16 protein-coding genes are annotated in these 13,997 nt (G+C 68.6%); 5 read left to right on the top strand and 11 right to left on the bottom strand.

Going from position 1 to position 13,997, the window contains the following annotated elements:
• Positions 1–2: 2 nt before the first annotated feature.
• The 3 genes from OPU70_RS11260 to OPU70_RS11250 all read left to right on the top strand — a co-directional run bounded on the left by OPU70_RS11260 (position 3) and on the right by OPU70_RS11250 (position 2,849).
• Positions 3–953: a manganese catalase family protein gene (locus tag OPU70_RS11260; RefSeq protein WP_042540031.1), complete on the top strand. Its 951-nt coding sequence runs from the start codon at positions 3–5 to the stop codon at positions 951–953.
• A 128-nt stretch (positions 954–1,081) separates the two neighbouring features.
• A complete protein-coding gene (locus OPU70_RS11255; RefSeq protein ID WP_042540154.1) occupies positions 1,082–1,426 on the top strand; it encodes a DUF7882 family protein in 345 nt (114 codons plus the stop codon).
• Between the two features lie 19 nt (positions 1,427–1,445).
• On the top strand, positions 1,446–2,849 hold the full coding sequence (locus OPU70_RS11250; RefSeq protein WP_042540029.1) for a threonine/serine exporter family protein: 1,404 nt from the start codon (positions 1,446–1,448) through the stop codon (positions 2,847–2,849).
• Positions 2,850–2,869: 20 nt separating this feature from the next.
• Here OPU70_RS11250 and OPU70_RS11245 read toward each other — a convergent pair whose 3' ends face one another.
• From OPU70_RS11245 to OPU70_RS11210, 8 genes are all read right to left on the bottom strand, one after another.
• Positions 2,870–3,214: a cupin domain-containing protein gene (locus OPU70_RS11245; RefSeq protein ID WP_042540152.1), complete on the bottom strand. Its 345-nt coding sequence runs from the start codon at positions 3,212–3,214 to the stop codon at positions 2,870–2,872.
• Between the two features lie 91 nt (positions 3,215–3,305).
• Positions 3,306–4,394: an alkene reductase gene (locus OPU70_RS11240; RefSeq protein WP_042540027.1), complete on the bottom strand. Its 1,089-nt coding sequence runs from the start codon at positions 4,392–4,394 to the stop codon at positions 3,306–3,308.
• Positions 4,395–4,456: 62 nt separating this feature from the next.
• Positions 4,457–5,092, bottom strand: coding sequence for a DUF1684 domain-containing protein (locus tag OPU70_RS11235; protein ID WP_042540026.1), 636 nt, complete (start codon positions 5,090–5,092; stop codon positions 4,457–4,459).
• A gap of 61 nt (positions 5,093–5,153) precedes the next feature.
• The gene (locus OPU70_RS11230; protein ID WP_042540025.1) at positions 5,154–5,729 is read right to left on the bottom strand and encodes an NADPH-dependent FMN reductase; all 576 of its coding nucleotides are present in this window, start codon (positions 5,727–5,729) and stop codon (positions 5,154–5,156) included.
• Between the two features lie 93 nt (positions 5,730–5,822).
• Positions 5,823–6,341, bottom strand: a complete 519-nt coding sequence (locus OPU70_RS11225; RefSeq protein ID WP_498557794.1) for a MarR family winged helix-turn-helix transcriptional regulator — start codon at positions 6,339–6,341, stop codon at positions 5,823–5,825.
• 74 nt (positions 6,342–6,415) lie between these two features.
• Entirely contained in the window at positions 6,416–6,871 is a 456-nt protein-coding gene (locus tag OPU70_RS11220) for a MarR family winged helix-turn-helix transcriptional regulator (RefSeq protein WP_042540021.1), read from the bottom strand.
• A gap of 1 nt (position 6,872) precedes the next feature.
• Positions 6,873–8,591, bottom strand: coding sequence for an MDR family MFS transporter (locus OPU70_RS11215; RefSeq protein WP_498557793.1), 1,719 nt, complete (start codon positions 8,589–8,591; stop codon positions 6,873–6,875).
• 107 nt (positions 8,592–8,698) lie between these two features.
• Entirely contained in the window at positions 8,699–9,589 is an 891-nt protein-coding gene (locus OPU70_RS11210; protein ID WP_079113485.1) for a helix-turn-helix transcriptional regulator, read from the bottom strand.
• Between the two features lie 102 nt (positions 9,590–9,691).
• Between OPU70_RS11210 and OPU70_RS11205 the strand changes: the two genes are divergently transcribed.
• Positions 9,692–10,936 carry a multidrug effflux MFS transporter gene (locus tag OPU70_RS11205; RefSeq protein ID WP_079113486.1) on the top strand — a complete coding sequence of 415 codons (1,245 nt, stop codon included), beginning with the start codon at positions 9,692–9,694 and terminating at the stop codon, positions 10,934–10,936.
• 41 nt (positions 10,937–10,977) lie between these two features.
• Positions 10,978–12,003: a zinc-dependent alcohol dehydrogenase family protein gene (locus OPU70_RS11200; RefSeq protein ID WP_498557831.1), complete on the top strand. Its 1,026-nt coding sequence runs from the start codon at positions 10,978–10,980 to the stop codon at positions 12,001–12,003.
• Positions 12,004–12,066: 63 nt separating this feature from the next.
• On the opposite strand, the gene OPU70_RS11195 is transcribed toward OPU70_RS11200, so the two are convergent.
• From OPU70_RS11195 to OPU70_RS11185, 3 genes are all read right to left on the bottom strand, one after another.
• Complete coding sequence (locus OPU70_RS11195; RefSeq protein ID WP_042540017.1) at positions 12,067–12,420, bottom strand: hypothetical protein; 354 nt, start codon at positions 12,418–12,420, stop codon at positions 12,067–12,069.
• Between the two features lie 92 nt (positions 12,421–12,512).
• On the bottom strand, positions 12,513–13,325 hold the full coding sequence (locus tag OPU70_RS11190; RefSeq protein WP_042540016.1) for a DUF1206 domain-containing protein: 813 nt from the start codon (positions 13,323–13,325) through the stop codon (positions 12,513–12,515).
• A complete protein-coding gene (locus tag OPU70_RS11185; RefSeq protein WP_311878043.1) occupies positions 13,322–13,996 on the bottom strand; it encodes a phosphatase PAP2 family protein in 675 nt (224 codons plus the stop codon). Before OPU70_RS11185 ends, OPU70_RS11190 begins: the two co-directional genes overlap by 4 nt.
• Between the last annotated feature and the right edge of the window lies 1 nt (position 13,997).

The following is a 13,997-nucleotide window of genomic DNA, read 5'->3' as shown; positions in this document are numbered from 1 at the left end:
ACATGTATTTCCACGTTCAGGAGTTCATCAACGAGATCGCTCAGGACGAGCCGGATCCCGCCGCGGCGAACGCACTGCAGGAGGGCCTCGGCGGACAGTTCGGCGAGATGCGCACGATGATGCAGTACCTGTTCCAGAGCATCAACTTCAGAGGCCCCGACGGCAAGCCGTACAAGGATCTGATCCAGGGCATCGGCACCGAGGAGATCAGCCACGTCGAGCTCATCGGCACGACGATCTCACGCCTGCTCGACGGATCGCCGCAGTATCAGGGAAAGCCGACCGACCCGGTCGACAAGCCCGGTGCCGGCGGTGCGACGCCACTGAACATCGCCCTCGACACGAGCAACATCCACCACTACCTCGTCGGAGCTCAGGGCGCCCTTCCGGTCGACGCGGTCGGCAACCCGTGGTCGGGTAGCTACGTCTACAACTCGGGCAACCTCGTGCTCGATCTGCTCTACAACCTGATGCTCGAGTCGACCGGCCGCCTGCAGAAGTGCCGACTGTACGAGATGACCGACAACAAGACCGCCCGCAGCACCATCTCGTACCTGATCGTCCGCGACCAGGCGCACGAGAACGCGTATGCCAAGGCGCTCGAGACCCTCGGCGTCAACTGGCGCACGTCGCTGCCCATTCCCAAGACCAACGCCGAGCAGTTCCCCGAGGTCAAGAAGCTGCTCGATCTCGGTCTGCAGAGCAAGAACTACTCGTTCGATCTGACCGCGCAGTCCGAAGCGGGCAAGATCTTCCAGGGCGCCTCGCCGTCGAACGACGGCACCACCCTGGATGCCAGCGAGCAGGCGCCCGTCGGCGTGCCGATGACGATCTCTCCCGAGCGGCTCGAGGAGTTCTCGCCGGGTGCCGACAAGGAGCTGCGTGCGCTGATCGAGGCGACCGCCGCGATGGAGATGGCCGACATCGACGCCACCTTCGGTCGCATGTCCTGAAAGACGGTGTGCGGGCCGGCGGATGCACAGCCGCCGGCCCACGATATTATGGGATGCTGGTATCGCCCCCGGTGATCATCCGATCGCGTCTCATGACATGGGTTCCGTGGCGCAGTGAGGAGATCATGATGGGAAAGCTCGTCTACGAAGGCAGCGTCAAGGCCGACATCGAAGACCGCGCCCTCACGCACCTGCAGCTCGTGATCACGGCCAAGCTGCGTCGAGGGGAGCCCTTCAGCTTCACCTGGCGCGAGGACATGAGCGTCGGCGGCGGCCGCACGACCGTCTGGGTGCACGCAGGCAGCTCGCTCGTCTTCAAGTACAGCGGAAGCCGTCAGCCCTCGATCAACCGCGCCTGGATCGAAGCCCTCGCGTTCACGGCCAGCGCGCCGAGCGGTCTCTACCTCGTGCCCGAGCCCGCAGAGGGCAGCGCACCGCCGGCAGAGCGTCTCGACGTTCCCGCGCACGCCTGACGAAGGGGAGAATGGGGAGGTGTCCCCGAACCCCCCGCGGCGACTGCTCGCCTCCGTGCAGCGCATCCTGCATACCGATCCCTCCGCCGTCGCCCACACCGAGGCGATGCCCGTCATCGACGAACGCACCGTGCCGCGGGTCTTGGATCTCGCCACCCGCATCGGCGAATCGATGTTCGGTGTCGGTGCCTCCGCTCACGAGGTGACGCTGGCCATCACCCGCGTCTGCGCCGCGTACGGCATGCGAGACGTGCAGGTCGATGTGACCTACAACTCGATCACGGTGTCGTTCCACCTGAGCGGTGAGGTCTGGCCCGAGACGCTCGTGCGCGTCGTGCGGGTGGCGGCGCCCGACCACGCCAAGCTGCAGCGTGTGCAGGCCCTGGTCGCCGACATCGACGACGGCCTCGATCTGGAATCGGCGCGCACCGCCTACCGCGTGCTGCGCCGCGTGCCGTTCCGCTACCAGCAGCCTGTCGTCATCGTGGCCAGGGCGCTGCTGGCCGTCGGCGTCAGCATCATGCTCGGCGCCTCGGCGCTCATCGTCGGGCTCACCTTCGTCGCGGCGCTGTGTGCGGCACTGACCCAGGCGGGTCTCGCCCGCGCCAGGGTCCCCCTGTTCTTCAGCCAGATCGCCGGAGGCTTCGTCACCACGGTCGTCGCGGTCGCCGTCTCGGCGCTGGGCTCCGCGGGCATCGAGCCGTTCGTCGGCATCCGCCCCTCGATCATCGTGGCCTCAGGAATCGTGCTCATGCTCGCCGGCCTCACCGTCGTCGGTGCCGCGCAGGACGCGATCGACGGGTTCGCGCTCACCGCGGGCGGGCGCATCCTCGACCTGACCATGCAGACGCTCGGCGTCGTGATCGGCATCCTCGTCGGCCTCGAAGTCGGCAGCGTGCTCGGCTTCACGATGGGCCTGCCAGACGACCCGGCCCCGTTCGGTCCGCTGCTGAATCAGTTCCTCGGGGCGATCATCATCGCGATCGCCGTCGCCGTCTTCAACGGCGCCGGCATCCGCATCATCCTCGTCAGCGCGCTGCTCAGCGCCGTGACCATCGCCGGATACTCCGCCATGGTCGGCGTGAACCTGCACCCGGCGGCGGCGAGCGCGATCGGCGCACTGCTCGCCAGCTTCATCGGGATGCTGATCGCCGTGAAGCTGCATGTGCCGTCGGTCGCGGTGACGACGGCGGCCATCGTGCCGCTCGTTCCCGGTGTCGCGGTGTTCCAGGGGCTGCTCGAGATGATCCACTCGGCCGGGTCGGCATCGGGCGTGGTGGGCATCGGAGGGTCGCTGGTCGACGCCGTGGTCATCGGCATCGCATTGGCCTCGGGGGCCTCGCTCGGTCTGTATCTGGGCACGCCGGTGCGCGCCACCCTCACCAGCGTCGCGAAGACGCGGGCGCGGGTCGTACGGCGCTGAGCCGCCGCGTTTCGGCCCTGTCAGACTCGGGGTCCGAGCGTCCCCGCGTCAGCCTCTCCCGCCGCGTCCCCTTTCAGCTCGACGAGGATCGTGTGCGTCGGCGTCGTTCCCGTGTTCTCGCCCGAGTGCCGCTGGGCCGGGATCCACACCGCCTGGCCCGCGGTCAACGATGTGTCGAAGGTTCGCTCCCCGGCTGTGAGCCGACGCGAGAAGTCGCTCAGGGTGATCATGACGGTGTTCGGGTGGTCGTGCGGAGTCGTCTGATCACCTGGCTCATCGGTGTACTCGAGCACGCGGACGAACTCGTTCTCCCAGAGCGTCCGGTAGTGATCAGGATTCGTCAGAGTGGGATCGTCGGTGATCATGCGGTCACTGTACGCTCCGCGATCCCACTCCGACAGGGGCATTTCGAGCGGCCTGCGCCGCCTGCAACCGCTCAGCCCCTGGACCTGACGATCAGGCGTCGGCGCGCACGGACTCCAGCGACGGGTAGTCGGTGTAGCCCTCGGCCGTGCGGCCGTAGAATAGCGCGGGACGAGGCTCGTTCAGCTCGGCATCCTCACGCCAGCGCTCGACGAGGTCGGGGTTCGCGATCACGGGTCGGCCGGCGGCCACGGCATCTGCCCATCCCTCTGAGACGAGCATCTCCGCCTCGTCGCGGGTCGTGGGCGAACCGAAGCCGGAGTTGATGATGAGGGGCGCTCCGAGCGTGCGACGGATGCGCTGCACGAGCTCGCTCGTCGGGGCGGCGTTCAGGATGTCGACGAAGGCGAGGCCGAGCGGTGCGAGGCCCTTGGCGACGGCGAGGTAGGTGGCGAGCGCGTCGTCGTCGTCCTCTTCGAGGACGCCCTGGATGTTGTGCTGCGGCGACAGACGGATGCCGGTGCGGTCGGCACCGACGGCCTCCGCGACCGCACGGGTGACCTCGATGGCGAAGCGGGCGCGGTTCTCGGGTGATCCGCCGTACTGGTCCTCGCGGATGTTCGACACCGGCGAGAGGAACTCCTGCACGAGGTAGCCGTTGGCTCCATGCACCTCGACGCCGTCGAAGCCCGCGGCGATCGCGTTGCGCGCGGCCTGCGCGAACTGCTCGACGACCATCGGGATCTCGTCGAGGGTCAGGGCGTGGGCGACAGGCATGTCGACCTTGCCCTCAGGAGTGTGGGTCTGGCCGGGAGCGGCGAGTGCGCTCGGGGCGACGACGCGCGGCTCACCCGAGATCGCGGGGTGAGAGACGCGGCCACCGTGCATCAGCTGCATGACGATGGTGCCGCCCGCGTCGTGCACGGCGTCGGCGACGGGCCGCCAGCCGGCGATCTGCTCGGTCGTGACGATGCCGGGCTGTCCGGAGTACGACTTGCCCTCGGCCGCCGGCCACGTCCCCTCCGAGATGATGAGGCCCTGACCCGCCCGCTGGCGGTAGTACTCGACCATCGTCTCGGTCGGCACGCCGTCATCATCTGCACGCGTGCGGGTGAGAGGCGCCATGACGACGCGGTTGGACAACTGGAGGGCGCCGAAGACGGCCGGTTCGAAGAGAGTCACGCTCAGGGGTAAGGCGCGCGAGGGGTGCGGTATTCCCCCGCCGCGATATGCAGGCCGGATGCTCAGCCTGCTGCGCCGCCGTACATCTCGCCCACGGGGACCGCCACCGGCAGCACATTGCCCGGCTGCGCGAGCGGGCACGCCCATGCGGGGTCGTACGCGCAGGACGGGTTGTAGGCGAAGTTGAAGTCGAGCACGATGGTGCCGCGCTCGGCATCCGATCCGAGGTCCGCACCCTTGATCGTGTCGATCAGGTAGCGGCCTCCCCCGTACGTGCCGCCCGGACGACCGGCGAGCGCGTCGCGCACCGGGACGAAGATCCCACCGCCGTAGGTCGTCAGCCGCCAGACGTCGAGCGATCCGGTGTCGGGGATCTCGACCCTTCCTATGCGCTCGAACGGCACCACGCCGTCGGTGCCGGTCGCGAAGTCGAAGCCGCCGGGCTCCGCGGGCAGGATGGGCAGCTCGAAGCGCCACTGCGGGTCGTAGGAGGCGATCGGCAGCCCCTCGAAGAGCGGACGGTCGTCAGCCAGCAGCGGGGTCGCCGCGTGATGCAGCATCAGGTCGTCGCGCTCGATGCGCCACAGCTCGTGCGCCTCTTCGGCGGAGTCCGCGCGGCGCACCGCGTCGTAGAGGGCGAAGACCCGACGCCTCCAGTCGACGACCTCGGCGGCGGTGCGGGCTTTCGTGAGCGTCATGTCCTTCAGGCTACGCGGATGCGGTGACGTAGCGGCCGCAACGACCTGCGAGGCGGCCGATTCACGAATCCGTGTCGCGCGGCAGCACGGTGAGTACGCGCTCGATGTGGTCGCGGAACTCGACCAGGTAGTCGCGGAGGAACTTCGCCGTGCCCTCGTTCGTGACCGTGCCGTCATCCGAGAAGGTGTCGGGCGAGAACTGGATGTAGGCCTCGGGGGCGGTCATCTGGCGGGCGTTGCAGAAGCTGAGCACGCCGCGCAGGCTCTGCTGGGCGACGGCCGTGCCGATCGCACCGACCGATGCTCCGATGACGGCGGCCGGGATGTGATCGAACGAGTTCTGACCCCACGGTCGCGAGGCCCAGTCGATCGCGTTCTTGAGTCCCCCGGGGATCGAACGGTTGTACTCGGGTGTGACGAAGAGCACGGCATCCGCCGAAGCGATCGACTCCTTGAGATCCACCGCCACAGCGGGGTAGTCGGCGTCGTAGTCCTGACTGTAGAGAGGGAGGTCTCTGATCGGGATCTCGAAGAACTCGAGATCGGATGGAGCGAGCCTGATCAGCGCCGTCGCGAGGATGCGGTTGATCGAGGTGGACGAGAGGCTTCCGACGAAGTATCCGACCCTGTACGCCATGACTGTTCCTCATTCCTGTAGCCGTGGGATCAGTCTCGTCCTGGCTCGTCGCCGAGTCCAGCCCTTGCGCGACGAGAACGCCGCCGACCTCGGTCAGTCGCCGAACGCGGCGAGCAGTTCGGCGAAGTGATCGAGGTCTTCGGCCGACCAGCGGCGCAGCCGCTCGCCGAGGCGCTCCTCGTAGCGCGAGCGGGCCAGAGCGACCCGCTCCTGCGCCAGCTCGGTCGCGACGAGCACCCGCGCCCGGCGATCGTCAGGGTCGGGGACGCTCTCGACCAGCCCGAGCTGCTCGAGCTGCCGCACGTGACGGCTGACGGCCGACTTGTCGGTCTGCAGACGCTCGATGATCGCCCCGGCCGAGGTCGCCTTGCCGGTCGCGATCGAGGTCAGCACCTGATATCCGAGGGGCTGCAGGTCGGGGTGCACGGTCTGCGCCGCTTCGCGCCAGCTCACCCGGATGCGGGCGAACAGCCGTCCCAGCTCGTGCTCGACCCTCGAGATCGCCTGGTCGAGCTCGGCCGGACCGAGGGCGGCCGGATCGAGGGGCTCGGCACCTGCGGAGTCTGCGGCGGGCGCGCCCTCTCGGGCGGGTTCGTCGGGCGAGGCACTCATGGTCGCCAGCTTACGGCGAAGCCCCGCCGTCTCAGAGACGGCGGGGCTTCGATCGAGGTGGATGCTCGGGGCGGTCAGACCTCGGCCAGCAGACGGAAGACCTTGGATGCTGCCTGGATCTCGTCCTGCGTGAGCTCGGCCACGATCGTCCGCAGACGCGACGCGTGATCTCTGCGCAGTTCTGCGAGCACGGTGCAGGCGGCCGGTGTCGGCGTCAGAACCCGCAGCCGGCCGTCCCGCTCGTCCGGCCGGGACTCGATCAGCCCCAGCTCCTCGAGCATGCGCACCTGGCGGCTGATGACCGACTTGTCCATCTCGAAGCGCTCGGCCAGCTCGTGCGCATTCGCCGATTCGGCCCGTTCGATGAAGGTCAGCAGCTTGTAGCCGCCCACCTGCAGCTCGGGGTCGATGCGCGCAGCCGACTCCTTCCAGAGCGTCCTGGTCCTCGCGAAGATCAGGTTCAGATGCGTCTGCAGGTCGCCGAGCGCGGTGTCGACGTCGGCGGGCTCGACCGCCACGGGGGTGGCCATGTCAGCGCCTCGGCTCCTGGTCGTCTCGTTCGAGCACCGTCACAGAGCCGGTGGTCGGTGAGGCGGAGTCGACGCCCGAGAGTCGGATCGTCCCGGTCGACATCGTGGCGCCGACCTCTGCCTCCGAGACCTCGAGAACCGATTCCTCGGCCTGCTCGCGCAGCTGCTCGGCGGCGTTCTTCGTCGAGAGCGGCTTGTTCTTGATGAACGCGATCGCGATGATGGCGATCAGCGCCAGCGGGATGGCGATGATGAACGCGTCGGCGATGCCGTGGCCGTAGGCTCCCTCGACGATCGTGCGGATCGTGTCAGGAAGCTGCGTGACCTTCGGCACGTCACCCGAAGCGAGGTGCTTCAGGGCGTCGACCTCTTCCGGCGTCGTCGGCGTGAAGCCGTCGAGCGCATCGGTGATGTAGTTCGCGACGCTCGTCGAGAGGGTCGCGCCCATCACCGTCACGCCGATGGTGCCGGCGATCGTGCGGAAGAAGTTGACGTTCGACGAGGCGGCGCCCAGCTGCTGCGGAGCCGTGTCGTTCTGCACGATGAGGGTGAGGTTCTGCATGACCATGCCGAGGCCCGCGCCGAGCACGAACATGTAGACGGCGACCAGCGGGAACGGGGTGTCGTAGCGCAGCGTCGACATCAGGCTGACGCCGACCGTGGTGAGGATGGAGCCCGTGAGCATCCAGCCCTTCCACTTGCCGAACCGGCTGACGAGCTGGCCGATGATGATCGACGCACCCATCTGGCCGATGATCATCGGGATCGTCATGAGGCCCGACTCGGTCGGTGTGGCGCCGCGCGCGAGCTGGAAGTACTGGGCGAGGAACACCGAGGTCGCGAACATCGAGACGCCGATGGCGATGGAGGCGATGACCGACAGCGTGAAGGTGCGGTTGCGGAACAGCGACATCGGCACGATCGGTTCCTTGACGAAGAACTCGACGGTGATGAAGCCGGCGATCGCGACGGCGGCGATGACGGCGAGCATGATGCTGGTCGACGAGTCCCAATCGAACTCGCTGCCGCCCATCGAGACCCAGATGAGCAGGGTCGAGACGCCGACGGCGAGCAGGACGATGCCGAAGTAGTCGATCGAGACCTTGCGGTCGCGCTGCGGCTTGGGCAGGTGCAGCGTGAACTGCAGCAGCACGAGGGCGAGGATCGCGAAGGGCACGCCGACGAAGAAGTTGGAGCGCCAGCCCCACACGTCGGTGAGGAGTCCGCCGAGCAGCGGGCCGCCGATGGTGCCGAGCGCCATGATGCCGCCGACCACGCCCATGTACTTGCCACGCTCGCGCGGCGAGATGATGAGGGCGACCGCGATCATCACGAGCGACATCAGACCACCCACGCCGATGCCCTGGATCACGCGCACGGCGATGAGCATGTTCGTGTCAGTCGAGAAGCCGGCGATCACGGTGCCGACGGTGAAGATGATGAGAGACAGCTGCACGAGGATCTTGCGATCGACGAGGTCGGCGAGCTTGCCCCAGATGGGCGTCGAGACGGCGGTCGCCAGCAGGCTGGCCGTGATGACCCAGGTGTACTGCGACTGGGTGCCGCCGAGGTCGGCGATGATGACGGGCATCGAGGTCGACACCACGGTGCCCGAGAGCACGGCGACGAACATTCCGACGACGAGGCCGGAGATCGCGGTGAAGACCTCGCGAGGCGAACGCGTCGCCTCGGCTGAAGAGGTGGGAGTGATGTTGGTCACAGTGGAGAGCTCCTGTGTAGAAAGTTGATAAGAGTCAACTATACGCCTATTGGTTGCGAAAGTGCAACTGTAGACCGGGAGCAACCATCTCTGAGTGGGGCGGAGCGTCAGCCTCGGCTCGTGTCGTTCGCGGGCTCGGCGCTGCGCTGCTTCATCGACCACGAGGCGAGCAGACCGAGGCGCTCAGCGGATGGCGAGCCCGGTTCAGCCGTGTAGACCAGCAGCACGTTGCCGGGTTCGGCGGTGATCGCGAGCTCTTCGTACGCCAATGTCAGCTCGCCCACGAGCGGATGCCGGAACCGCTTCGTGCCGGCGCCGTGGATGCGCACATCGTGGGCGGCCCACAGTCGCCGGAACGTCTCGCTGCGGGTCGACAGCTCGCCGACGAGATCCTGCAGCCCCTTGTCGTGTGGATCGCGCCCCGCCTCGGCGCGCATGATCGCGACGCACATCTCAGCGAAGAGATCCCAATCCGGATAGAAGTCGCGCGCCGCCGGGTCGAGGAACTGGAAGCGAGCGAGATTGGGCGTCCGCCCGCCGTCGCCGATCACCGGCGAGTAGAACGCGCGGGCGAGATCGTTCGTGGCGACCAGGTTCTGGCGGGGGTCCCGGACGAACGCGATCGCGTCGGTGATCGACGACAGCGCCCACTGCAGGCTGGGTCGTGCAACCCCGGGCTTCGCCGACCGGCGACGCGAGCGACCGCTCGACGGGATGCCGTCGGCCGCGCGGGCGAGGTCGAGCAGATGCGCGCGCTCGGCGTCGTCCAGCTGGAGGGCTGACGCGAGCGCGTCGAGCACCGCGGCGGAGGCGCCGGCGATCGCGCCGCGCTCGAGCTTCGCGTAGTACTCGACGCTGACTCCGGCGAGCGCTGCGGCCTCACTGCGCCGCAGGCCGGCGACACGTCGGTTCCCGCCGGCCGGGATGCCGACCGACTCGGGCGCGACACGCGCGCGGCGGGTCATCAGGAACTCGCGGACCTCGGATCTGTTGTCCATGCTCAGGACGCTACCCCCGACCGCGCTCCGCAGGGAGGCTCTCGCAGTACACCCCTCGACAGGGACTCCCTCAGAGCACCCGACAGGCGCAGAGTGGACGGCATGACATCCGCAGCCCGCCCCTCCGCCGACCGGGTGCTTCCTGCCCTGCTGCTTCTGCTGACCGTGTTCGGACCGATCTCGATGGACCTCTATCTGCCCGCCCTTCCGGCTCTCACGGCGGAGCTGGACGCCGCCACATCCGTCGCGCAGCTCACCGTGACCGCCTGCCTCATCGGTCTCGCGGCCGGTCAGCTCATCGCCGGGCCGGTGTCGGATCGGTACGGACGCCGCGGCATCCTGCTCATCGGCATCGTGGCGTACATCGTCACGTCGACGCTGTGCGCCATCAGTCCGACCGTCGAGCTGCTGATCGCCGCACGATTCGTCCAAGGACTCGCCGGCGGCGTCGGCATCGTGATCGCACAGGCGGCCGGCCGTGACGTGTTCTCCGGCCGAGAGCTGATCCGCTTCTACGCGCGGCTCACCGTCGTCGGCGGCTTCGCGGCGGTCGTCGGCCCGCTGCTCGGGGGCCTCCTCAACACGATCATCGACTGGCGGGGACTCTTCGTCTTCCTCGCGGTCATCGGCACCGCCATCCTGATCGCCGCGCTCGCACGGTTCAGGGAGACGCTGCCGATCGAGGCACGGACGACGGGCGGCCTGACCCGCACCCTGAGCGACTATCGGACGCTCCTCCGAGACCGCGTCTTCGTCGGCGCCGTCCTGAACCAGGGGCTGATGTACGCCGCGCTCTTCGCCTACCTCTCCGGCGCAACGTTCGTGCTGCAGGACATCTACGGCCTGTCGCCCCTCGGATACGCCCTCGCGTTCGGCGCGAACTCGGCAGGATTCATGGTCTTCGGTCACCTGGCCGGCCGCTTCTCCGAACGAGGTCACGTGCACGCCGTCCTTGCCACGGGTGTCGTGGTCGCGACCGCCGGCGCCATCGGCCTGCTCGCCGCCGGACTCGTGCCGATGCCGCTGTGGGTCGTGCTCGCGTCGCTGTTCGCCCTCGCCGCGGGCGTCTCCATCTCGTCTCCCCCGGCCACGACCCTCGCTCTGATCGGATACCCGCAGATCGCCGGCACCGCCTCGTCGCTTCTCGGAATGGTGCGGTTCGGCTTCGGGGGCATCGCCGCCCCGCTCGTCGGCGTCGCCGGCGCCTCGAGCATCCTGCCGCTCGGCGTGGTCACCGTCACCACGACCGCGCTCGCGGCCGTCGCCCTGGTGCTGATCGGCACCGCACAGGGGCGAGCGGCACGACACTCCCCGCCCACGATCTCATCCACCGCCCTCACTCACTGAAGGAGAACACCATGAACACAGACACCGTCAGCACACGCACCATGCGCGCCGTCGTCATGCACGCCCCCGGAGACGTCCGCGTCGAGGAGATCCCCCGCGCCGCCGTCGTCGAGCCGACGGATGCGGTCATCCGCGTCACCGCTGCCTGCATCTGCGGCTCGGACCTCTGGCCCTACCGCGGCATCGAGCCGGTGGATCACCCCACGCCGATGGGGCACGAGTACATCGGCGTGGTCGAGGAGATCGGCGACGAGGTCCGCGACATCGAAGTCGGCGACTTCGTCGTGGGGTCGTTCGTCGCCTCGGACAACACGTGCGAGATCTGCCAGGCCGGCTTCCAGTCGCGCTGCATCCACCAGGTCATGATGGGCGGGGTCGGCACGCAGTCCGACTACGCCCGCATCCCCCTCGCCGACGGCACCCTCGTCGTGATCGAGGGCGACCCGACACCCGCGCAGACCCGCAGCCTGCTGGCGGCATCCGACGTTCTCGGCACTGGCTGGTTCGCCGCTGTCGCCGCCGAGGCGGGGCCAGGCAAGACCGTCGCGGTGGTCGGCGACGGAGCCGTCGGCCTGCTCGCCATCCTCGCCGCCAGGCAGCTCGGAGCCGAGCGCATCATCGCCATGTCACGTCATGCCGACCGTCAGGCGCTCGCGACGAAGTTCGGGGCCACCGACATCGTCGAGGAGCGCGGCGACGACGGCGTCGCGAAGATCAAGGAGCTCACCGGCGGGTACGGCGCGCACTCGACGATCGAAGCCGTCGGCACGCAGGAGTCGATGATGCAGGCGATCCACGCCACACGCCCGGGCGGACACGTCGGCTACGTCGGCGTGAGCCATGGCGTCGAGCTCGACGGACTCGACCTCTTCTTCTCGACCGTCAGCCTTCTGGGCGGACCGGCACCGGTGCGCCGGTTCCTCCCCGAGCTGATCGACCTCATCATGACCGATCAGATCGATCCGGGCATCGTTTTCGACCTCACGCTGCCGATCGAGCGGGCCGCCGAGGGATACAAGGCGATGGACGAGCGTCGCGCCACGAAGGTGCTGCTCACCACTGACTGAACCTCATGGATGACGCGGGAGGGCGCACACCGCGTCCTCCCGCGGGCGCGGGAGCAGTCGGGTTCAGTGCGGGAGAGAGCTGGAGTTGTCGAGGTCGAGATCCACGTCCACGTGCCAGTCGGGCTCGGAGTCGTCATCGACGTCCGGGGAGTCTGGATAGAGGCGGTGCGCCTGCAGCCTCGCCGCGTGCTCGGTGAAGTCCGGCTCGTCGTCGTCGAACTCGTGCGGTCCGACCAGCAGGTCGTTGCCGACGCCGATGACGAGATCGGCGCAGTCCTCGCGCCCGCCGACGAGGATGGGGATCTCGACCGCGTCGGCTTCCCCCTCCTTCGCGACTGCTGCGGCGAGGGTCACGAGGGAATCTGCCACGTCATCGGTGGTCACCAGCTGCTGGCCTGCATACGAGACGATCTTCATCGCTCCATCCTCGCCGAGCTCGCGAATCCGTGGTTCGGGGTTGCGCCGCCCGTCGCGGTTCGATAGGCGCTCCGGAGCCGGATCGGCCCGGCTCACATGCGGGCGTAGCGCGCCCGGGCGAAGCAGAACAGGCCGTAGAGGGCGAGACCTGCGCCGACCACCCACAGGATCACAGCGCCGAAGGGCAACCCGGCCAGAGCACGCAGCGCCGAGTCCAGGCCGCCTGCGGTCTCGGGGTCGTGGGTGAGCGCCGCGATGACGAAGAGCACGCCGGCGACGCCGACCGCGATGCCCTTGGCGACGTAGCCGGCCACTCCAAACGCGGTGATTCCCGAACGGGCCTTCGCCGACGGCACGGAGAGATGCTCCATGAACGCGCGGGTGATGCCGCGCACGATGAAGGCGATCCCGACCGCTGCCACCCCGAGCCCGACCAGCACGAGCAGCACGACACCGGCCGGCGCCGCCAGCAGCCTCGCACTGAACGACTGCGAAGACTCGGACGACTGCGACTGCCCGCCGAGCGCATAGATCAGAGCCGTCGCGCCGATCGCCAGGTAGGCGACGGCTGTGCCCACGAACTTCGCCCGGTGCGCCCACATCTTCTTCGTATCGGGATCGCGCTCGATGACGGCCTCGGCGATCTGCCAGATCGCCAGTGCGAACAGACCGAGCACGATCAGCCAGAGCAGGAACACGCCGGCAGGCGACTCCTGGATCTGCTGCAGGGCACCGCCCTGATCCGCGTTCTCGCCGCCGCCGCCGGTGGCGATCGAGATCGCGATCCCGCCGATGAGGATGTGCAGGATGCCGAGCACGACGTACCCGACGCGGGCGAGGACGCGGAAGGCGGTGGAGTCCTGAGCGGCCCTCGCGGTGGAGGCGGCCGAGTCGCGAGTGTTCATGGGTTCACGGGGCTTTCGATCGGTTCTTCGGAGATGTCTGACGTGCTGCGGGACCGCGCGAGGCGGCGCGCGCGCGTCGCTTCCACGCAGGCCCAGACGAACGTGGCGACGGCGACGCCCTCGAGCATTCCGGCGACCACATCGCTGAGCCAGTGGGCGTGGAGGTAGGTGCGGCTCCACATCATGAGCGCGATCCACGCGACACCGACGACGCAGACCCACCGGCGTCGGAGCACGAGTCCGAGGATCACCACCACGGTCGTGGCGACGGCGGTGTGCCCGGACGGGAAGGAGGTCGCGACGCTCTCTGCGAGCGAGTCGACCGGGCGCGTGCGACCGATCACCGCGGCCATGGTCGCCCCGATGGCGACCACGGTGACCATCGCGATCGCCAGCGTCGCCGCATCCCACCGCCGTCCGCGCCAGAGGAGAGCCGCGATCAGCAGCGCTCCGACCACGATCATGCCGATCGTGCCGCCGACGACGGCGGGCACCCAGGCGACGACGAGCCAGGCGTCGCTGCTCAGCGCGACCATGAGGTCGTGCCACCAGATGTCGACCGCGAGCGGCTCGTGACCGCCGAGGGCCACCACGGCGCGCAGCACGACGAACGCGAGGGTCGCTGCGGCACCGACGACGATCGCGCCGGTGCCGCGCTGCGCCACGGTCATG

Source organism: Microbacterium sp. SWDP-B6 (assembly GCF_059803615.1).
Note: the sequence above shows the minus strand (reverse complement) of the source record. Positions and strands in the feature narration are given on the sequence as shown.